This window comes from Pandoraea commovens, assembly GCF_902459615.1.
Taxonomy (GTDB): domain Bacteria; phylum Pseudomonadota; class Gammaproteobacteria; order Burkholderiales; family Burkholderiaceae; genus Pandoraea; species Pandoraea commovens.
On record NZ_CABPSA010000006.1, the window covers coordinates 221,600 to 242,318 of the forward strand.

A 20,719-nucleotide genomic window follows, 5' to 3' on the forward strand; every position below is an offset into this window, starting at 1 on the left:
CGGCATGCCCAAACGCCAGGCGTCCCCTGCGACTGAAAAATCTGTCAAACGAAGCAAGTCGACGACCGAAGCGGCCGACCGACGCCTGTTCTTCCTGCTCAATGTCGGACAACGTCGCGTACAGCAGTGGATAGATGCGCGCTCATCGGAGAACGCGGGTGTGAGCGCTGCGCAGGCGGGCGTGCTCTTTTACCTGCTGCATCACGAGGACGCGCTCGTCGGCGAGGTCGGTACGGCGCTGCAACTTTCCCCGTCATCCATGACGGGGCTGGCGAACCGTATGGTCGTCGCCGGTCTGCTCACGCGCTGGGCCGACGCCAACGATGGCCGTGCCACGCGTTTGCGCATCACGGCCGCCGGTCACAAAGCCATCGCTCGTGCGCGCGACGTACTGGCCGAACTCAACGACCTGTTACACGACGATTTCACCGAAGCCGAGCTTCGCACCGTGGCGCGCTGGCTCGGGAATCTGCAAAAGCAGTTCCCGGCAGAAGGCTGACGCGAACGCGTCGGCGTAGGGTGTCAGTGAATCGCCAGCGCGTTCGACTGCGCGTTGGCGATACCCGCCGCCACGTTCACACCGATGTTGCCTGCGGCACCCATCAGCGCGCGGTCGCCGAGCGATGCGTTCGTCGCGCCCGTCACCGTCGCCGCATTGCGGATCGTCTGGGTCGTGTCGATCGACACGTGGCTCGCTTGCGCCACCACGATCTGATTCGACTGCACGTTGAGCGTGCCGGCGGCGACGTTCACGCCGAAACTGCCGTGGGCATCGCGCAGCGCATCCGCGCCGAGCGTAGCGACGACTGTCGGATGGCCGTTGAACACGGCGTCGGTTGCGACGGTCTGCCGTGTGGAGAGCTGGACGACGCGGGCGTCGTCGGGCGTGGCAGCGGCGGCGGAGAGGGTGACGCAGGCACTGGCAACGGCCAGCACGAAAGCACTCAGCGAAGCGAGACGCGGCATGTTGATCTTCCCCAGATCGTCCGTTGGGACGGATATCTGGATAACGGCGCCTGAGGCGCTCGGGTTGAATGTTTTTTCGTATGTCGCGTGCGCGCCTGGCTGATTTTAATGTGCCCCGCTCCGGCGTGCCGCTACATCGAAAGCCGCAGTCGTTCCCGTGACCGCTGCGGCGCGCATTTTCGCATGACGACACGTCGCCGTACCGTCATGCCCGCATGCAAAAATTCACCCGGACCACGCTTGACGCGCGAGATTACGCAGGTTCTCCCGCGCCGTTCGCCAATCCCGTCGAATGCCCCTGCGATTGCATCGCTGCCTGCTGCTGCACCGACGCCGATTTCTTGTGGTCGATGAGCAACACGGCGATCACGGCAATGACGGCGGGAATCGCGATTGCCATAAAGTTTTGCTGCAACGGCAGCGACATGCTCACGAGCACACCGATCACGATGGGCGCGAGAATCGCACCGCTGCGTCCCACGCCGGAAGCCCAGCCGATCCCCGTGCTGCGTGCTGCCATCGGATAGAACTGACCCGCGTAGGCGTACGTCACGATCTGCGTGCCGATGGTCGACGCACCGGCCAGTCCCACGAGCACGAAGAGCACCGGCGTCGGCACCTTCACGCCGAGCAACGTGATCGACACGGCGGCGAGTGCATACATCCCCACGAGCACGTATTTGATGTTGAAGCGATCGGCCAGCCAGCCGCCGCCGATCGCGCCGAGCATCGCGCCGAAGTTCAGAACGAGCACGAAGGTGAGCGCCGAGCCGAGGCTGTAGCCGGCGCTCGCCATGAGCTTCGCAAGCCACGAGCTGAGCGCGTACACCATGAACAGACACATGAAGAACGCGACCCACAGCATGACCGTGCTGAAGCCACGCCCGTCCTGGAACAAACGCGAGAGCGGCGCGGCTTGCTTGCGGTCCGTGCCCGGCAGTGCGAACTGGTCACTCGGCTGCGCAACGTAATCCGGCGAGAGGCGGCCGAGGACTTGCTTGAGTGTGTCGAGACGTCCGTTACGAATGAGGAACGGCATCGATTCGGGGAGCGCTTTCATCGCGAACGGCACGAGCAGCGCCGGAACACTGGCCGCGAGAAACACGGACTGCCAGCCGTACGACTCGATCAGCCCTTTGCCGAGGAGTGCTGCGAGCATGCCGCCGACGGAGTAGCCCGAGAACATGAGCGTGACGAGTGTACCGCGCAGACGTCGCGGTGAGTATTCCGTCATCTGCGCCACGACAATCGGCATCACGCCGCCGATGCCGACGCCTGCCAGAAAGCGGGTGACGGAAAAACTGATCGGCTCATGCGTGAGACCGGCCGCTGCGGTGAACAGCGAGAACATCAGGACGCAGATGGCGATGGCTTTGCGACGGCCGATGCTGTCCGCGACCATGCCCATCACGATGGCACCGAACATCATGCCGAACAGGGCCGAGCTGACCATGAAACCGGCGCTGGTGGCGTCGACGTTCATCGCCTTCATGATCGACGGCAATGCAATGCCCGCGACCGCGAGGTCGTAGCCGTCGAAGATGATGATGAGCGCGCACCAGAGCAGGATGCGTCCGTGATAGCCGTTGAAGCGCGCTTCGTCGGCCAGATGATGTACGTCGATGTGTCGCATGCGGGTGTCTCCATAAACGAATCCGCCCTCCGTCGGATCGCGGAGAGTCTTTGTGTATTCCTTTATGACCGACGCACGCGGCAGCGAGGCCGAGCTTCAGCGGCGCGACCTGAGGTCGTTACCAAGGAAGCAGACCACCTCTATGTCCTGCGATGGGTGGCTGTTCATGCAATATCGTGCATGCAGTAAACGCGAAACGGACGTCGACTGCAAGGCGAATTTGACGTTTCTAGGGTTTTACATGAGAAAACGCCGCTCGTAAGTGACTGTTTAATTATGGCGAGGGACGTGTTGGAAGAGGTGAGATGTGCGGCGGCAGAACACCGCCGCACGGACTACATTAATGCAACTTATTGCTTAGCGACGGAGAAAGGCGGGAGTTGATAGCTCCACGTCTCGCTGATCGCCTTCCCGCCCGAGACGAGCGCGGCGCGCAGTTCCACGACCTTGGCCGGATCCTTGACCATCACGCGCAGGTTCAGGCGCATGCCGTGCGTGACCGGGTTCGGTTGCAGCGTCTGCTCGATGATGGTGGCGTTATCGCTGACGCTGATTTGCGATGTGACTGAACCGGGCGGCAGCGTGGCGAGCGGGCCACCGTCGAAGTCCACGATCAGGCCCGTGCTGCCGTCGAAGTGACGAATCAGATTGGCCTGCGTGATCTCGCCTGCGGTGCGCAGCGTCTGCTTGACCCATGCCAGATTGCGGTCGACGATGCCGCGCTCGTTCATCGTCCAGCGGATGTTGTAGTCGGCCTGCAACGGCGTGCCCTTGGGCGGCAGTTGATCAGGCGTCCAGAACGCGCCGATGTTGTCGTTGGTCTCGTCCGGCGACGGAAGCTCGACCAGTTCGACATGTCCCTTGCCCCAGTCGCCCTGCGGCTCGACCCACGCACTCGGGCGCAGATCGTAGCGGTCCTTCAGGTCTTCGTATTGCGAGAAATCGCGTCCGCGCTGAAGCAGGCCGAAGCCGCGCGGATTGGTCACCTGGAACTGGCTGATGGCGACGTTGCGCGGATTGTTCAGCGGACGCCAGATCCATTCGCCATTACCCGCGTGAATCGCCAGACCGTTCGAATCGTGCAGCGCCGGACGGAAGTTGTACGGATCGCGCTGCTGGTTCGGTCCGAACAGGAACATGCTCGTGAGCGGCGCGACGCCGAGCTTCGTCACCTTATCGCGCATGAACACGCGTGCCTGCACCTTCAACAGCGAGTCTTCGCCCGGCGTCAGGTCGAAGCGATAAGCACCCGTGGCGCGCTTCGAATCGAGCAATGCGTAGAAGACGAGATGCTTGTCGCCCGCATTCGGACGCTCGATCCAGAACTCGCGAAACGCCGGGAATTCTTCGGCGATGGGCAGTCCGGTGTCGATGGCAAGACCGCGCGCGGACAGACCGTAGATCTGGCCTTTGCCGATCACGCGGAAATAGCTCGCGCCAAGCACGCTCATGATTTCGTCGAGCTTGCCGGGTTCGTTGATCGGGTAGAGCACGCGAAAGCCCGCGTAGCCCAGGTCGTGCGTGGCGCTGCGGTCGAGCTTGAGATCGCCAAAGTCGAAGCGCTTGCTGTCGTACTTGATCTCGTCGATCTTCGCGCTAGCGCCGGTGCCGACGATCTCGTTGATCTTCACCGGCGTGCTGAACTGCATGCCCTGATGATAGAAGCCGAGCTTGAACGCCGTCGGCTGATCGTTCCATTCGAACGCTTCGCGGCGCGGCTGGATCTTGATGTAGTCGCCGAACTGCATCTTTGCGAAGGCCGGTGTGAGGTTGCTTGCCGGGGCCGTGTAGGGCTTGTCGGCGAGCGCCTTCGCGCGGGCGGTCACGTCATCGAGGGAGAACGCATTGGCATGCGCGGCACCCAGCAGGGCGGCACCCGTGGCGACCCATGATGCGCATCGGCGCCAGGACGCAATCTGAAAAAACAAAACCAAAAGTCGCTCCTGAAGTGAAGGGGCAGGTTGCCTCGGCGCCGACATCGGGGGTGGCGCCATACCGCATCGAGGCACAGAAATCTTTCAAAAAACGCCAATTGTGGCAAAGTATCGCACTTCGTGTTGCGAGTTCGACGTTTTGCGGCACTCGCAACGCCCGCCGATACGACGACCCAGACGTTCTGGTGCACGACGCTGCTGCGCGCGCCACACGTCGCATTCAATTGGATCGCCATCAGATGCGAATGCTCTCCGCACTGGCCCTTGCCGCCAGTTTCGCCGTCGCGCCGGCCTTTGCCAGCGCCGCTCAAGCCTCCGACAACGTGAACAACGGCGGTGTTCCCGTCGCCATGCCCTCGGCGTCCGCCAAGCAACGCTTTGTCGACGATCTCATCGCGCGCATGACGCTCGAAGAGAAGATCGGTCAGCTGCGCCTGATCAGCATCGGCGCGGACATGCCGCAGCCGAAACTCATCAAGGAAATCGCCGCCGGTCGTGTCGGCGGCACGTTCAACTCCGTCACGCGCAGCGAGAATCGTCCGCTGCAAGATGCTGCCGTCAAGCAAAGCCGTCTGAAGATTCCGATCTTCTTCGCCTACGACATCGTGCACGGCCATCGCACCGTGTTCCCGATCAGCCTCGGCCTCGCGTCGAGCTGGGACATGACGGCGGTCAAGCAGGCCGCACGCGTGGCCGCGCAGGAAGCGAGCGCGGACGGGCTGGACGCCACGTTTGCGCCGATGGTCGACATCTCGCGCGATCCGCGCTGGGGCCGCACCTCGGAAGGCTTCGGCGAAGACCCCTATCTGGTCTCGCAGAGCGCGCGCGCCAGCGTGCAGGGCTTTCAGGGCACCTCGCCCGCCAATCCGGACAGCCTGATGGCGTTCGTGAAGCACTTCGCGCTGTATGGCGCAGTGGAAGGCGGGCGCGATTACAACGTCGTCGACATGAGTCCGATGCGCATGTATCAGGACTATCTGCCGCCGTATCGTGCCGGTATCGATGCCGGTGCAGGCGGGGTGATGATCGCGCTGAACTCCGTGAATGGCACACCCGCAACGTCGAACAAATGGCTATTGCGCGACCTGCTGCGTGGCGAGTGGGGCTTCAAGGGTGTGACGGTGAGCGATCACGGCGCGATTGAAGAGCTGATGCGTCACGGCGTGGCGAAGGATGGTCGTGAAGCCGCCAAACTCGCCATCGAAGCGGGCGTCGACATGAGCATGGCCGATCAGCAATACCTCAAGCAGTTGCCGGATCTCGTGAAGTCGGGCGACGTGCCGATTCGCTTCATCGACGATGCTGTGCGTGAAGTGCTCGGCGCGAAGTACGACATGGGCCTCTTTGCCGATCCGTATCGTCGTATCGGCAACGCCGCGCAAGACCCGAAGGATGTGTACGCCGACGACCGTCTGCATCGCGACGCCGCACGCGACATCGCTCGTAAGTCGATCGTCCTGCTCGAAAACCAGCACGATGCACTGCCGCTGAAGAAGGCGGGAAAGGTCGCCGTGATCGGGCCGCTCGCCGATTCGAAGCTCGACATGATGGGTAGCTGGTCGGCGGCGGGCAAACCGGCGCAGGCCGTCTCGCTGTTGCAAGGCGTGCGCGACACGCTCGGCGACAAGGCGCAGGTGACCTACGCGCGCGGCGCGAACATCACCGACGATCCGCGCGTGGTCGAGTACCTGAACTTCCTCGACTGGGACAATCCGGAGGTCGTGCAGGACAAGCGCACGCCGCAGCAGATGATCGACGAAGCCGTGCAGGTCGCGCGCAACGCCGACACGCTGATCGTGGCCGTGGGCGAATCGCGCGGCATGTCGCATGAAGCGTCGAGCCGCACGAGCCTCATGTTGCCGGGCAGCCAACTGGCGTTGTTGCAGGCGCTCAAGGCGACGGGTAAGCCGCTTGTCGTGGTGCTGATGAACGGCCGTCCGCTCGATCTGAACTGGGCGAAGGCCAATGCCGACGCGATGCTGGAGACGTGGTACGCGGGCACCGAAGGCGGTCATGCGATTGCCGACGTGCTGTTCGGCGACTACAACCCGTCGGGCAAGCTGCCGATCTCCTTCCCGCGCTCCATCGGTCAGATCCCGACGTACTACAACCAGCTGCGCATCGGCCGTCCGTTCACGCCGGGCAAGCCCGCGAACTACACGTCGCAATACTTCGAGGAAGACTCCGGCCCGCTGTATGCGTTCGGATACGGCCTGAGCTACACGACGTTCGACGTGTCGAAGGTCAAGCTCTCGGCGAAGACGATGACGAGCGGCGGCAAGGTGGAAGCGAGCGTGACGGTGCGCAACACCGGCAAACGCGAAGGCGAGACGGTCGTGCAGTTGTATTTGCAGGACGTGGCGGCGTCGATCGTGCGTCCGATCAAGGAACTGAAGGGCTTTCAGAAGGTGAGTCTGAAGCCGGGTGAGTCGCGCACCGTGCAATTCGCCATCGACGAGAGTCTGCTGAAGTTCTACAACGCGAAGCTGCAATACGTGGCGGAGCCGGGCGACTTCAACGTGCAGATCGGACTCGATTCGCAGAACGTCCAGCAAGCGACGTTTACGCTTCAGTAATGCTTCAGTAATGCTTCAATAACCTAAGCCTTACGTCAGCTTACGCCTGCGTTTGGAATTCCCCCGCAAGGAATTCCACGCAGGCGCGCACTTTGGCCGACGACGCCACGCGCGACGGATATACCGCCCAGACGTTGGCCGGTTGCGTGACGTCCGGCAGTACCTGCACCAGTTCTCCGCGCGCGATCAGCGCACCTACATCCCACATCGACCGCAGCACGATGCCCTGACCGTCGAGCGCCCACTGCACTGCGACTTCGCCGTGGTTCGTCGAGAGCGGCCCCGTCACCTTGAGCGAGACGGACTCACCACGCTGCTGCAATCGCCACATGCCGAACGGGTGATCGCGTTCCTTGATGACGATGCACGCGTGTCCCGCGAGATCGCTTAGCTGGCGCGGCGTGCCGTGCGCTTCCAGATACGCCGCCGACGCGCACAACACGCGATGGTTGTCTGCGAGCTTGCGCGCAATCAGATGCGGTGCAATCTCGTCTCCGATACGTACGTCGAGGTCGTAACCTTCCGCCGCAACGTCGACGATGCGGTCGAACAGGTCCAGCCGGACATTGAGTTGCGGATGCAGCGCACGAAGCCGCGACATCGCCGGGGCCACCACGTGCCGTCCGAAGCCGAAGCTGCTCGACACCCGAAGCGTGCCGCGTGGCACCTGACGCGTACTCGACACATCCTCCATCAGATGACTCACGTCGTCGAGAATCTTCTCGGCCCACGCGTAGACCCGCTCACCCGCGTCGGTGATCGCCACGCGCCGCGTCGAGCGGTGTAGCAGACGCGTGCCGAGATCGGCCTCCAGCATGCCCACGCGCTTGCTCACGTAGGCGGGCGAGACGCCCAGCGCCTCGGCGGCTGCCGAGAAGCTGGCGCGGCGCGCGACCTGACAGAACACGCGCAGATCGTCGAGATTGGGATTGACGGGCAGAGGTTTATTCACGATTCGTGGATAGTGGATTAACCGATTGGGGGATTTTATCCGCGTTGGAATGGAATAATCTAGCGGCATTCGTCAAACGTTCAGGAGACAGACCATGACCGAAACGTCCCAACGCCCCCAGCGTCCGTTCAAGATCGCCGTGATTCCGGGCGATGGCATCGGTAAAGAGGTGATGCCCGAAGGCGTGCGCGTGCTCGACGCCGCCAGCAAGCGCTTCGGCATTCCCGTCGAATATCAGCACATCGAGTGGGCGAGCTGTGACTACTACGTCCAGCACGGCCAGATGATGCCGGACGACTGGAAGCAGCAGCTCGACGGCGTGGACGCGATTCTGTTCGGTGCGGTGGGCTGGCCCGAGACGGTGCCCGATCACATTTCGCTGTGGGGATCGTTGCTGAAGTTCCGTCGCGAGTTCGATCAGTACATCAATCTGCGCCCGGCGCGTCTGTTCGACGGTGTGCCGTCGCCGCTCGCGAATCGCACGGCGGGCGACATCGATTTCATGATCGTGCGCGAGAACACCGAGGGTGAATATTCGTCGATTGGCGGTGTGATGTTCGAAGGCACGGAGCGTGAGTTCGTCGTGCAGGAGTCGGTGTTCACGCGTCAGGGCACGGAGCGCGTGCTGAAGTTTGCGTTCGACCTCGCGCAGCAACGCGAGCGCAAGCACGTGACGGTCGCAACGAAGAGCAACGGCATTTCGATCTCCATGCCGTGGTGGGACAAGCGCGCGGCCGAGACGGCGGCGAAGTATCCCGACATCACGTGGGACAAGCAGCACATCGACATTCTGTGCGCGCGCTTCGTGCTGAATCCGGATCGTTTCGACGTGGTCGTCGCCTCGAATCTGTTCGGCGACATTCTGTCGGACCTCGGCCCGGCGTGCACCGGAACCATCGGCATTGCGCCGTCCGGCAACCTGAACCCCGAAGGCAAGTTTCCGTCGCTGTTCGAGCCGGTGCACGGTTCGGCCCCGGATATCGCAGGCAAGAACATCGCGAACCCGATCGGCATGATCTGGACCGCTGCGATGATGCTCGACTTCATCGGTCGGGGCGATGCGCGTACGCGTGACGCCCACGACGCGATCCTCGCCGCCATCACGCAGGTCATCAAAGACGGTCCGCGCACCGGCGACATGGGCGGGCGCGCGAACACGACCGAAGTGGGTCAGGCGATTGCGGCAATCGTCTCGGCCGGTTGATCGGCTGAATCGGCTGAGCCAGTCTGCGCCGCCGATGCAACGTCGCGCGGCGCAAAGTACCGGTTGGGTACGGCCGGTACGCCGAGATTCTCGCGGAAGGTGCGGCCTTCGTACTGCGTGCGAAACAGGCCGCGCCGTTGCAACTCCGGCACCACCAGATCGACGAACGACGTAATGCCTGCGGGCGCGCTCGGAAACATGATGTTGAAGCCATCGGCCGCCCCCGTCTCGAACCAGTGCTGAAAGTCGTCGGCGATCGATGCCGGTGTGCCGACCAGCACGCGGTGTCCGCCACCGGTAAAGCGTGTGTATAGCTCGCGCACGGTCGGCTGTTCGCGTCTTATCCAGTCCACCAGCAGTTTCTGACGGCTCTTGTGCGAGTTCGTCCCCGGCACGTGTTCGGGCAGCGGCACCTTCGCGTCGAACGGCAGGCTGCCGAGATCGATGCCGAGGCTCGCGTAGTTCGTCAGCGCACCCAGCACGACCGCCGGGTCGCGATGCGACAGCAGGCTGTCGTAGAGGTCTTCGGCTTGCGATTGTGTGCGTCCCACGATAGGCGAGACGCCCGGCAGGATGAAGATGTGTTCCGGCTTACGTCCGTACTTCAACGCACGTGTCTTCACGTCCGTATAGAACGCGCGGGCATCCTCGATGTCTTGCGCCGCCGTGTAGAGCAGTTCGCCCGCGCGTGCGGCCAGCTCACGTCCCGCCTCGCTCGACCCTGCCTGCGCGATGACCGGCCAGCCCTGCACCGGACGCGGCGCACTGAGCGGCCCGCGTACGCGGAAGTGCTTGCCCCGATGATCGAGCGTGCGGATGCGCGACGGATCGGCCCACTGGCCAGTTGCCTTATTGCGGGGGAAGGCGTCGTCGGCGTGGCTGTCCCAGAGGCCGGTGACGACCTCAAAGAACTCGTTCGCGCGCTCGTAGCGCTCGGCATGGTCGACGTGATCGTCGCGGTTGAAGTTCTCGCCGCCGCCGGTGGACGTTACGAGATTCCATCCGGCACGCCCACCCGACAGATGGTCGAGCGACGCGAACGCACGTGCCACGTTGTACGGCTCGCTGTAGGTGGTGCTGACGGACGCCACAAGCCCGATGTGCTTCGTCGCCCCGGCCAGTCCTGCGAGCAGCACGACCGGATCCCAGCGTGGTGCGCCGGGGCTGTGGGCGAGCGCAACCGGGTCCGTCGAAACGAAGAGGTTGTCGAAGAAGAACAGCGCATCGAACAGGCCACGTTCCAGTTCCTGCGCGTAGTGTCGGTAGCGCGCGAATTGTGAGTAGGCGTCCGTGTCGGTGTCGGGGTGGCGCCAGCTATCGCCTTGCACGCCGGAACCCGACATGTAGGCGCCCAGCCGGAGTTTGCGGGCAGGTTGCGTCATGGGCTTGCTCCCGTTCGATTTCGGTAGACGACCACGATAGGCGCACGACGCACGTCACGACAAACAACGAAATCAGATAAGCAAACCGCCATAAGCAAACTCGCACCGCGCGGGCTATGGATCGCATCAATCGATGGTTGGGAATGCGATGGGGCGTGCCTAGACTGGCACATCCTCTTACTCTCAAAGCTGCGCCGATGCGCGGCGACATGCCATGACGAACACTGCCTCCCATGCCGCCCCTACGGCCCAGCCTGTCAGTCCCGTGCTCGACGCGTTCATCGCGGCGTCTGCCATTGCCTTCGGCCTCTATGTCTCTACACCATCGCGTGCCGCGATGGTACGTGCCACGCTGGCGCGCTCGGCGAAGCGTGACCTGCGGGCGCGGGCTCAAGACCGCTGGCCGACGTGGCGCGCACGCTTGCGTCGTGGTGCGGCGGTGGCGCTGAGCGTCGCGGCGATTCTTCCGTTCTCGAGCAATGCAGCAAAGGCGGCAGATAAGCCAGTGCTCGTCGTGGGCGATCAGGCCTATAACGCGCAGAGTCTCTTCGAAGCGTCGGGTGCTTTGCAGGACGCGCCTTACACCGTCTCATGGAAGCAATTTCCCGCCGGTACGCCGGTCGTCGAAGCGGTGAACGCCGGCGCGCTCGACATCGGCTTACAGGGCGACGGCCCGGTGCTGTTCCTTGCCGCACAGGGTGCACCGGTCAAGGTCATCGGCATCTATCGCGACAGTCCGGACAGCGTGGTACTGCTCGCGGGACCGCACACGCAGATCAAGACGGTGGCCGATCTGAAGGGTAAGACGGTAGCGATCACGCGTGGCGGCTGGTCGCAGCAGTTGGTGCAGGCGGCGCTGGTGTCTGCCGGGCTGCCGCTCGATTCGGTGAAGTATTCGTATCTGGCGTCGGTCGATTCGGCCGCCGCGTTACAGGCGGGCAAGGTCGATGCGACGGCGACGTGGGAGCCGTACGTGACACGCTTGCGTCAGGCGGGCGCGCGCACCGTTGTGACGGCGCGCGGCCTGATCGCGGCGCAGAGCTATCTGTCCACGACGCAGAAGGTGATCGACAGCAAGCGCGAATTGCTAGGGGACTTCGTGCAGCGCTATCAACGCGCGCGTGAATGGTCGCTGGCGGATGCGAAGCACATCGAGCGTTACGCCGACGTCTGGGCTGCGAAGTCGCGTGTCGATCCGAAGCTGGCGCATCAATGGTTCAGCACGTCGCGCATTCGCTATGAACCGCTGACGGACGCCGCCATTGCAGAAGCGCAGAAGAGTGTCGACGACTTCGTCAAAACCGGCACGCTGACGAAGGGGTTCGACGTGCGGGGTCTGTTCGATACGTCGTTCAACAAGTTCACGCAGGCGGCGCGATAACACGCGATAACACGCGATAACGTCACGCACTCGCGCGCTGCAACACCTTCTCGCCACCGAACGCACGCGGGCGCGGCGCGTCGACGCGCTCGCGCAGCAACTCGACCGCCCGCTGCGCGCGTGCCGACAGCGGCCACTCTGCGCGATGGATCAGCCAAAGCGTGTCCACGACCGGCGGGCCGCAATCCACGACACGAATGGCGTCCTGTGAAGCGAACGCCTGCCGCGCGTACTGCGGGATGACGGTGAACCCCAGCCCACGTGCGACGTACTCGAGAATCAGGCTGATCTGATTCGTACATCCCTTGCACGGCAGACTCTGCACGCCCGGATTGCCCGGAAAGCGGCGACTTAGCAAGCGCGTCGACATCGCCTCGCCATCGGGGTGATCGATGAAGCCGATGCGTTTGAGATCCTCCCACTTGTGCACGTCCTCACCGGCGGGCACCACGAGTTCGAGCGGTTCCTGCGTGAAAGGTGTCGCCGTGAGACGGGGGTCGTCTGGGCGCAGCGTCACGAGGCCCAGCTCGAAGTGATTCTGAAGAATGCCTTCGAGCACTTCGCGATCGGGCGCGAAACGGTGACGCACGGCCATCGCGGGATTTGCCTGCTGCATGTCGAGCAGGATCGGACACAGGTACAGCCCGATGCTCCCCGGCGTGATGAGGTTGATGTTGCCGCATTCCTCGTTCGCGTCTTCCAGGCTTGAGCGCAAATGCCGCCCCGCGCACTCGACCTGTTCGCAATAGACGAGCAGCGCCTGACCGGCGGGTGTCAGTTCCACGGCACGCGGGCGGCGCACGAGCAACGGGCCGAATTCCTCTTCGAGATGCTTGATGTGCTGGCTGACCGCTGCCTGCGTCAGCCCCAGCTGGTCGGCTGTGCGGGTGAAGTTACCCAGCTCGGCGAGCGTGGCGAAGGATTTGAGCCACTGGGGATTGACCATAATGAAGTGTTATCGAATCGATAATTTGCAGATAGTTTCCATTATAGCGATGTGGGGCTACCATTGCTTGCGTCGACCAAACCGGTCGAGATGCCGTGAAGACCGCCCCGAGCCGCAGGCTCCGCCGGTCGGCACCGCTGTGCCCTGACATTGCCCCCCAATTAGAGAAACCTCATGTCTGCCCTGTTTTCCCCGTTTGAACTGAAGAGCGCGAAGTTGCGCAACCGCATCGCGATCCCACCGATGTGCCAGTACAGCGCCGTCGACGGCGTGACCAACGACTGGCACCTCGCCCACTACGCCAGCCTGGCGCGCGGTGGTGCGGGTCTGGTGATCGTCGAAGCGACCGCCGTGTCGCCCGAAGGCCGCATTTCGCCGGGATGCACCGGTCTGTGGAACGACGAACAGACGGCTGGCATGGCGCGCATCGCTGCGGCCATCAAGTCGCACGGCGCGGTGCCGGGCATCCAGATCGCTCACGCGGGCCGCAAGGCAAGCGCCAACCGCCCGTGGGAAGGCGACGACCATATCGGTGAAGACGACCCGCGCGGCTGGCCGACGATCTCGCCGTCCGCTGTCGCCTTCGGCGGCGACCTCGGCAAGGTGCCTAAGGCCATGACGCTCGACGACATCGCCCGCGTGAAGGCCGACTTTGTGGCCGCCGCACGCCGCGCGCTTGCCGCAGGCTTCGAATGGCTCGAACTGCACTTTGCCCACGGTTATCTGGCGCAGAGCTTCTTCTCGCTGCATGCTAACCATCGCGAAGACGACTATGGTGGCGATCTCGCTGGCCGTAGCCGTTTCCTGCTGGAGACGTTGGCTGCCGTGCGCGAAGTATGGCCGGAACATCTGCCGCTCACCGCGCGTTTCGGCGTCATCGAATACGATGGCCGCGACGAAGAAACGCTGGCGGAATCGATCACGCTCGCGCGTCAGATGCGCGAAGGCGGTCTGGACCTGTTGAGCGTGAGCGTTGGCTTCTCGACACCGAACGCGAACATTCCCTGGGGCACGCCGTTCCTCGCACCGATTTCGGAACGTGTGAAGAAGGAAGCGGGTCTTCCGGTGGCATCGGCCTGGGGCATCGACGATCCGGTCGTGGCAAACCGCATCGTGGCGGACGGTCAACTGGATCTCGTGATGGTGGGCCGCGCCCATCTGGCGAACCCGCACTGGCCGTACTTCGCTGCGCGCGAACTCGACGAGAAGCGTCCGACGTGGGTGCTGCCCGCGCCTTACGCTCATTGGCTTGAGCGCTATCGCGCACCGCGCGCCGCTTAAGTCGGACGAAGCCAGTCACACGCATCGCTCGAAATGCAACGCCCCCGGACGTCGTAAGACGCCGGGGGCGTTTTTTGGGGCGCTACGGAGGCAAAGTCCGTGGCGTGATGCCTACCAGTTGATATCCACGCAAAGCACATGAAGCCCCTGCTTCGCGGGCGACGCGATGGAGGCCGTCACGCACAAGTGCGCTTCGTTGATCGAGAGATAGGGCGGCGTGAAATGCACTTCGCCGGGTGCACGCATGGCCTCGATGAAGTACGGACGCCGCGCCCAGTTCGCGCCTTCCGAATGCAGCAGCGGACGAAAACGTTTGGCGCGTTGCGACGAATGGCTGTGCGGCAGCACGTTGTCGCCGATCTGGCGGCCGACCGCGTCGAGCAGGAAGCAGCGTGCGGCGTCGGGCAGGGCGAGCAAGTCGTGCGTTGCCTGACGAATGTCCTGTCCCTGTGCAATGCGCGCCGCAGCCGATTCGATCCCGGCGACATATGGCGCCAGTCGTGCATGCTGCGCCCGTTCGCGTTCGACGATCTGGGTGCGCAGCGCGGATGAGAGCGCGTCCATCCGCTCGGCAGCCACCTTCGGCAGCACGGGGTCGAAATCCGGTGCGGCGAAATACTGGCCTTGCACGAAGTCGACATTGCATTCCAGTGCGATCAGCGCTTCGCGATCCGTCGTGAGGCCACCCATCATCACCAACTGTCCCGATTCGTGCAGCAACGACACGAGACCCGGCAGCACGCGCGCGAGGTGCGATTGCTCGGCGGCCTGCGCCAGAATGCCGCGATCCAGCACCACGATATCCGGACGCAGATCCCAGACGCGGTCGATGTTCGAATGCTTTGCGCCGAAGCCGCCCAGCGCAATCAGAAAACCCGCCTTGCGCAGGCTGCCGACGATTGCGCCGAAGCGCGGCGTGTCGCCGCCCGCCTGTTCGGGCACTTCCAGGACAACGCGCTGCGGCGACAGACCTGTCGCCTTGAGCGTGGCAATCAGCGCGTCGCCGTAGACCGTATCCATCAGCGCCGCAGGGTGCAGATTCAGAAAGAGCCACGCATCGCGGCTGTCGAATTCGTGGAAGTTGCCCAGGTGCAGCGACTCGGCGAGTCGGCCCAGCTCCAGCATGTCGCCATGACGCGCGGCCATCGTGAACACTTCGTGCGACGGCACATGGCGGCCCTGTGCGTCGTGTGCGCGCAGCGAAGCGTGATAGCCGATGGCGCGCCGGTGCGAGACCGAGAACACCGGCTGGAAGACGCTGGAGATCGTGAAATCGCCGTATATGACGATGCGCCGACCGTCGTCGGCCGCCGTCATTCGTGGCGGCAGGAGTCCGGGGGCGTCGAGATCGATGGTCATGGTCGTGACAGGCGCGGGGCTTGCGAGAGATATGTACAGAATAGGAGAGCAAGAAGCGTGCTCAAAGGCGCGCGCTATTGTCCCCGATTTTCAAGGCGATTTTCGTGTGTCTTGTGACGCGACGCACCAGAGAATGCCGTCCGCGCCCCAAAGTGGGGCATAGATGCCGGGGATGGCGGCACTCGCATGCGCGGCATCGCCATCCCGTGGGCTGCGTAGCTGAACTAGGGGGCCAACACCTGCGCTCGCCGGGCCACGCGGGCAAGGGCCAGCGCACAGACCGCGTTGAATACGTGCAGGCCGCCCGGGCCGAGCAGCGTCACGGCCAGCGAGGCGATCATCGGCCCGAGCAGGCCGCCGACGGAAAAGAGGATGAGCAACGTGGCGCTTACGCCGATACGCCGCTCCGGTTCCGTGCGGTCGTTCACATGCGAGACGATCAGCCCGTACTGCGTGAAGTTCACGGCCGAGAACAGGAACATCAGCAGGAAGACCAGCCAGTGCGCCTGAATGAAGATGAGCGGCGCGCAGAACACGACCGACGCCAGCGCCAGACGCCGCGACACCGTGCGCCGGTCCATGCGGTCTGACAAGCGTCCCACCGGCCATTGCATGAGCAGCGCGCCGAAAAGCGCCACGCCCATCAACGTCGACAGACTGCCGATGGAGAAGCCGATTCGGGTGAGATAGACCGGCATCATCGCGTAGAACGCGCTGTACAGGAACCCGGCGAGAATGCAGCCCGGAATGGCAATCGGTGTGGCGCGCGCCATTTCCGTGACGCTGTCGAACAGACTCATCGCCGGTTGTTTGACGAGACGCTCGTCGGCCACGCGCGTGGGCCAGCCCTGCATGAGCGTGATCGGCAGAATGGCGGCGACGAACAATCCGGCGACGAGCAGCAACTGCCCCTCGCTGCCCGCCTCACCGATATTGAGCAGGAACTGTCCGGTGCTCACCGCGAGGTAGTTGATCGTGAGGTACGAGCCGAACACGCGCCCTCGCATGGTGTTCGGCACCGACCCGTTGAGCCAGCTTTCCACCGTGGTGTACATGCCCATCAGCGCAAGGCCAGTGCCTACGCGAAGCAGACAAAGCAGCAGCATCGACTCGGAGACCGCGAAGCCCATCACGAAGAGGGCGCCCAGCGCGGTGAACGCCACGAACGCGCGATGCTGCCCGATGCGCTCGATCAGCGAGCGGTTGTAGAACGCACCGAGCAGGAAGCCCGCGTAGTAGCACGACTGGATCACCCCGATGGTGAACGTCGACGCGCCGAACTTCAGCGCATGGAAAGGCACAGCGGTGACGAACAGCCCGTTGCCCACGACCAGCACGCCGTAGCCCAGCAGAATGCCCATGAGCGCGGGATAGACACTGATGGGCAGGGGGACGGCGTCCGCCGGGGCAGGGCCGGGCGGCGTCGACGGCGTACCCAGCAGCGAGGCTTCGGACAGCGGGCCGGGACGATCGGGTTCGTCTTCGGCAATGGCAGGATCTAGCGACGGATCGCGTTGCATTCGATTTCGCGGGGCTCGCGGGCCAGAGAAGTGGGGGCAAAGGCTTGCACGAGCGTTCATCATCGCACGATGAAGACACTTAGGCGAACTGATCACGGTGGCGCGCGCACCGTCGGACGCAAAAGCAAAGGCGTGTCCCGATGCAGGACACGCCTTTTCATGGCTTATTTTGGCGCCGCTTCCTCGTAAGCGGCGTCGTGCGTCAGATGACGATCAGTGCTCCGTCACTCCGGCGCCGTGCCACACTTGCTGGCGACGCTTGCGACTGCCGATCCACGCGGCCGACAGCGCACTGATGAGCCCCGCCACCAACACGTAGATGCAGATCATCCACGGCTCGCCGCCATTCTTCTGCAACAGGTACGTGGCGATGATCGGGCTCAGGCCGCTCGCGAAGATGCCCGAGAACTGATAGACGAACGAGATGCCGGTATAGCGAACCTTTGCGTCGAACAGTTCGGAGAAGAGTGCGGCTTCGGGACCGTAGACCGACGCGTAGATCACGCCCAACGGGATGACGATGGACAGCCACACGAGCATCACATTGCCGCCGCTCGCCTTCATCAGCCAGAACCCGCCGAACGACGACAGGCCGGTCGCGAGCGAACCCCAGAAGTAGATACGCGTGCGGCCGATACGGTCGGAGAGCTTGCCGAAAAACGGAATGGTGAAGATCATCACGAACGCGGCCGCCATCACGCCGGTCAGTGCTTCGGTCTGCGAGAGCTTGAGCGTTTGCGTCAGGTAGGCAATCGAGAACACGCCGAAGATGTTGAAGAACACGCCGTCGATGAAGCGCGCCCCCATCCCGGCCAGCACGTTGCCGGGGCTCTTCGTGAGCACTTCTTTGATGGGAATCTTGATCTCGGCGCCCGCCTTCTTGATCTTTGCGAACTCCGGCGTTTCCATCACGTTCAGGCGAATGTACATACCGATGGCGACGAGCCCGACCGACAGGAAGAACGCTACGCGCCAGCCCCACGCGAGGAACTGCGCGTTCGTCAGCGTGTACGACAGCACGGCCACCACACCCGAGGCGAGACACAGGCCGAGCGCGAGACCGACCTGCGGAATGCTCGCGTAATAGCCGCGCTTTTCCTTCGGCGCGTATTCGAACGCCATGAGCACCGCACCGCCCCATTCGCCGCCGAGGCCGATGCCTTGCAACACCCGCAGCAACAGCAGCAGAATCGGCGCCCACAAGCCGATCTGCGCATACGTGGGCACCAGCCCGATGAGCATGGTAGCGATACCCATGATGGTGAGCGTCATCACGAGCATGCTCTTGCGTCCGAGCTTGTCGCCGAAGTGACCGAAGATCACGCCGCCGAGCGGACGGCTCAGGAAGCCCACCGCGAACGTGCCGTAGGCGAGCATCGTCGAGATGAGCGGATCGCTGCCGGGGAAATAGAGCTTGTTAAACACGATGCCTGCGACGACACCGTACAGAAAGAAGTCGTACCACTCGATGGTGGCGCCGATGAGGCTGGCGACGACGACACGGCGCATCTGCCGCGCGTCGGTCCTGGTCGATGCATTCATGGTTGTCTCCGAATCTTGTATTGGTTAGGGGCTAACGTGACTGATATGACTGACGCGACTGACTACCCTGCCAGGGCGACTTCCGCCGATGCCTCCTCGCGACTGCGGATGTCTTCCTGCATGCCCGACGCGCGCTTCCGGTCTTCGAGAATCATGTCGGCCGCCTTCTCGGCAATCATGATGGTCGGTGCATTCGTGTTGCCCGACACCAGCTCGGGCATGATCGACGCGTCCACGACGCGAAGCCCCGCGAGTCCATGCACGCGCAGACGATCGTCGACGACGGCCATGCTGTCGTCGCCCATCTTGCAAGTGCCCGCCGGGTGATAGATCGATTGGCTGAACTGACGCGCGGCCTGGAGCAACTCGTCGTCACTCTGGTACTGCGCACCGGGAATGAATTCGCTGATGATGTGCGGCGCGAGCGACGGGGCGGCCGCGATGCGACGCGCCACCTTGATGCCGTCGGTCACCACGCGATGGTCGCGCTCGTCGGACAGATAGTTCGCGTGAATCACCGGGTATTGCAGCGGATCGTTGGAACGGATCTCGACGCTGCCCCGGCTGAACGGGCGCAACTGGCAGACGGATGACGTAAAGGCGGAGAAGCGATGTGCGCCCTGTCCGGGCTTGTCCGCCGACAACGGTTGCATGTGGAACTGGATGTCGGGGCGCGTGACGTCGGGCCGCGAGCGCGTGAAGATCGTCACCTGACTGGCGGCCAGCGTGAGCGGACCGGTGCGGAACAGCGCATATTGCAAGCCGATGAGCGCTTTGCGCAACGGGTTGTTCACCTCGTCGTTGAGCGTGCGCTCGCGGGTCTTGAAAACGAGTCGCACTTGCAGGTGATCCTGGAGGTTCTGACCGACGCCGGGCAACACATGTCGCAACGCGACACCGGCCTTCGCGAGAACCGTCGTCGGCCCCACGCCTGAGTTCTGCAACAACTGCGGCGAACCGATGGCCCCGGCGGCAAGAATCACTTCCACTCTGGCGCGCGCCTTCTTGCGCTGGCCGTCCTGCAAGTACTCGACGCCCACCGCGCGTTTGCCTTCGAACAGCACGCGGCAGGTTTGTGCGCGCGTCTCCACGATCAGGTTGCGACGCTCGCGTACCGGCTTGAGAAAGCCCTTCGCCGTGCTCCAGCGAAAGCCCTTGAAGGCCGTCTGCTGAAAATAGCCGACGCCTTCCTGCGTTGCGCCGTTGTAGTCCTCGTTGAAGGGGATGCCGGTGTCCTTCGCGGCGGCGATGAAATGCTCCGCGATGGGACGGCGCAGTCGCAGGTCCGAGACCTTGAGCGGACCGCCCACGCCGTGATACTCGTTAGCACCATGTTCCTGATCTTCCGACTTGCGGAAGTAGGGCAGCACGTCCGCGTAACCCCATCCGCGATTGCCGAGGTCTGCCCAATGATCGTAGTCCTCGCGCTGACCGCGCACGTACAGCAGGCCGTTGAGCGAACTGGAGCCGCCGAGCACCTTGCCGCGCGGCCAGTCGATCTGACGATCCGCCACGTTGGCATCGGCTTCGGTGCGATAGCACCAGTCCAGCGCCGGGTTGTGCATGGTCTTGAAGTAGCCGACCGGCACGTGAATCCAGGGATTGCTATCGGGGCCGCCGGCTTCGAGCAGCAGCACCCGGTTCGCGGGATCTGCGCTGAGACGATTGGCGAGCACGCATCCGGCAGAGCCCGCGCCGACGATCAGATAGTCCACCTCATGTTCCATACCGCCTGTCTCCTGCTAAGCAATTCACGATGTTTTTCCCCGGAGGGATGAAACGATTCGTTTCGGTTTGTTTCGATCCAATGTCGGCGAGCGATGGGTGAATGCCAAGCGAAAAAAAGCCGGGAGACGGAAACTGAAACGGATTTCGCGCTTCGCGTCTCAGAACGAGGCGATTGTTGCAGCGCATCTGCGGGGTTTTACTGAGTCGGGGCGAGCATGCTGCGGCGGATGAGACGGACACCGATTGCATGACGTCAGGCGATCCTCACGGGTAATCCCGAGGCTGATCGACGTCAAATAATTGGTATATTTTGTT

Annotated in this window: 15 protein-coding genes; 5 read left to right on the forward strand and 10 right to left on the reverse strand. The window is 63.4% G+C overall.

The window, feature by feature from the left end; translation table 11 throughout:
- Positions 1 to 4: 4 nt before the first annotated feature.
- The gene (locus tag PCO31010_RS18125) at positions 5 to 499 is read left to right on the forward strand and encodes a MarR family winged helix-turn-helix transcriptional regulator (RefSeq protein WP_150665478.1); all 495 of its coding nucleotides are present in this window, start codon (positions 5 to 7) and stop codon (positions 497 to 499) included.
- A 23-nt stretch (positions 500 to 522) separates the two neighbouring features.
- Here PCO31010_RS18125 and PCO31010_RS18130 read toward each other — a convergent pair whose 3' ends face one another.
- From PCO31010_RS18130 to PCO31010_RS18140, 3 genes are all read right to left on the reverse strand, one after another.
- On the reverse strand, positions 523 to 966 hold the full coding sequence (locus tag PCO31010_RS18130; RefSeq protein WP_150665479.1) for a hypothetical protein: 444 nt from the start codon (positions 964 to 966) through the stop codon (positions 523 to 525).
- 253 nt (positions 967 to 1,219) lie between these two features.
- Positions 1,220 to 2,599 (reverse strand): MFS transporter, encoded by a 1,380-nt coding sequence (locus PCO31010_RS18135; protein WP_150665480.1) that lies wholly within the window; start codon positions 2,597 to 2,599, stop codon positions 1,220 to 1,222.
- Positions 2,600 to 2,949: 350 nt separating this feature from the next.
- On the reverse strand, positions 2,950 to 4,527 hold the full coding sequence (locus PCO31010_RS18140; RefSeq protein ID WP_246184677.1) for a glucan biosynthesis protein G: 1,578 nt from the start codon (positions 4,525 to 4,527) through the stop codon (positions 2,950 to 2,952).
- 251 nt (positions 4,528 to 4,778) lie between these two features.
- Here PCO31010_RS18140 and bglX point away from each other — a divergent pair, with 251 nt between their 5' ends.
- Complete coding sequence (gene bglX, locus PCO31010_RS18145; protein WP_150665597.1) at positions 4,779 to 7,109, forward strand: beta-glucosidase BglX; 2,331 nt, start codon at positions 4,779 to 4,781, stop codon at positions 7,107 to 7,109.
- Positions 7,110 to 7,149: 40 nt separating this feature from the next.
- Here bglX and PCO31010_RS18150 read toward each other — a convergent pair whose 3' ends face one another.
- Positions 7,150 to 8,049, reverse strand: a complete 900-nt coding sequence (locus PCO31010_RS18150) for a LysR family transcriptional regulator (RefSeq protein WP_150665598.1) — start codon at positions 8,047 to 8,049, stop codon at positions 7,150 to 7,152.
- Between the two features lie 106 nt (positions 8,050 to 8,155).
- On the opposite strand from PCO31010_RS18150, the gene PCO31010_RS18155 reads away from it, so the two are divergent.
- Entirely contained in the window at positions 8,156 to 9,265 is a 1,110-nt protein-coding gene (locus tag PCO31010_RS18155) for a tartrate dehydrogenase (RefSeq protein ID WP_150665481.1), read from the forward strand.
- On the opposite strand, the gene PCO31010_RS18160 is transcribed toward PCO31010_RS18155, so the two are convergent.
- Positions 9,232 to 10,647 (reverse strand): LLM class flavin-dependent oxidoreductase, encoded by a 1,416-nt coding sequence (locus PCO31010_RS18160; protein WP_150665482.1) that lies wholly within the window; start codon positions 10,645 to 10,647, stop codon positions 9,232 to 9,234. The genes PCO31010_RS18155 and PCO31010_RS18160 overlap by 34 nt on opposite strands.
- 214 nt (positions 10,648 to 10,861) lie before the next feature.
- On the opposite strand from PCO31010_RS18160, the gene PCO31010_RS18165 reads away from it, so the two are divergent.
- On the forward strand, positions 10,862 to 12,028 hold the full coding sequence (locus PCO31010_RS18165) for an ABC transporter substrate-binding protein (protein ID WP_150665483.1): 1,167 nt from the start codon (positions 10,862 to 10,864) through the stop codon (positions 12,026 to 12,028).
- Positions 12,029 to 12,050: 22 nt separating this feature from the next.
- On the opposite strand, the gene PCO31010_RS18170 is transcribed toward PCO31010_RS18165, so the two are convergent.
- Positions 12,051 to 12,974, reverse strand: coding sequence for a LysR family transcriptional regulator (locus PCO31010_RS18170; RefSeq protein WP_046290809.1), 924 nt, complete (start codon positions 12,972 to 12,974; stop codon positions 12,051 to 12,053).
- A 174-nt stretch (positions 12,975 to 13,148) separates the two neighbouring features.
- Here PCO31010_RS18170 and PCO31010_RS18175 point away from each other — a divergent pair, with 174 nt between their 5' ends.
- Complete coding sequence (locus PCO31010_RS18175; RefSeq protein WP_150665484.1) at positions 13,149 to 14,255, forward strand: NADH:flavin oxidoreductase/NADH oxidase; 1,107 nt, start codon at positions 13,149 to 13,151, stop codon at positions 14,253 to 14,255.
- A 111-nt stretch (positions 14,256 to 14,366) separates the two neighbouring features.
- Here PCO31010_RS18175 and PCO31010_RS18180 read toward each other — a convergent pair whose 3' ends face one another.
- The 4 genes from PCO31010_RS18180 to PCO31010_RS18195 all read right to left on the reverse strand — a co-directional run bounded on the left by PCO31010_RS18180 (position 14,367) and on the right by PCO31010_RS18195 (position 20,403).
- A complete protein-coding gene (locus PCO31010_RS18180) occupies positions 14,367 to 15,614 on the reverse strand; it encodes an EAL domain-containing protein (protein WP_150665485.1) in 1,248 nt (415 codons plus the stop codon).
- A 224-nt stretch (positions 15,615 to 15,838) separates the two neighbouring features.
- Positions 15,839 to 17,134 (reverse strand): MFS transporter, encoded by a 1,296-nt coding sequence (locus PCO31010_RS18185; protein WP_174984906.1) that lies wholly within the window; start codon positions 17,132 to 17,134, stop codon positions 15,839 to 15,841.
- A 213-nt stretch (positions 17,135 to 17,347) separates the two neighbouring features.
- The gene (locus PCO31010_RS18190; protein WP_150665487.1) at positions 17,348 to 18,676 is read right to left on the reverse strand and encodes an MFS transporter; all 1,329 of its coding nucleotides are present in this window, start codon (positions 18,674 to 18,676) and stop codon (positions 17,348 to 17,350) included.
- Positions 18,677 to 18,738: 62 nt separating this feature from the next.
- The gene (locus tag PCO31010_RS18195; RefSeq protein WP_150665488.1) at positions 18,739 to 20,403 is read right to left on the reverse strand and encodes a GMC family oxidoreductase; all 1,665 of its coding nucleotides are present in this window, start codon (positions 20,401 to 20,403) and stop codon (positions 18,739 to 18,741) included.
- Positions 20,404 to 20,719: the final 316 nt, after the last annotated feature.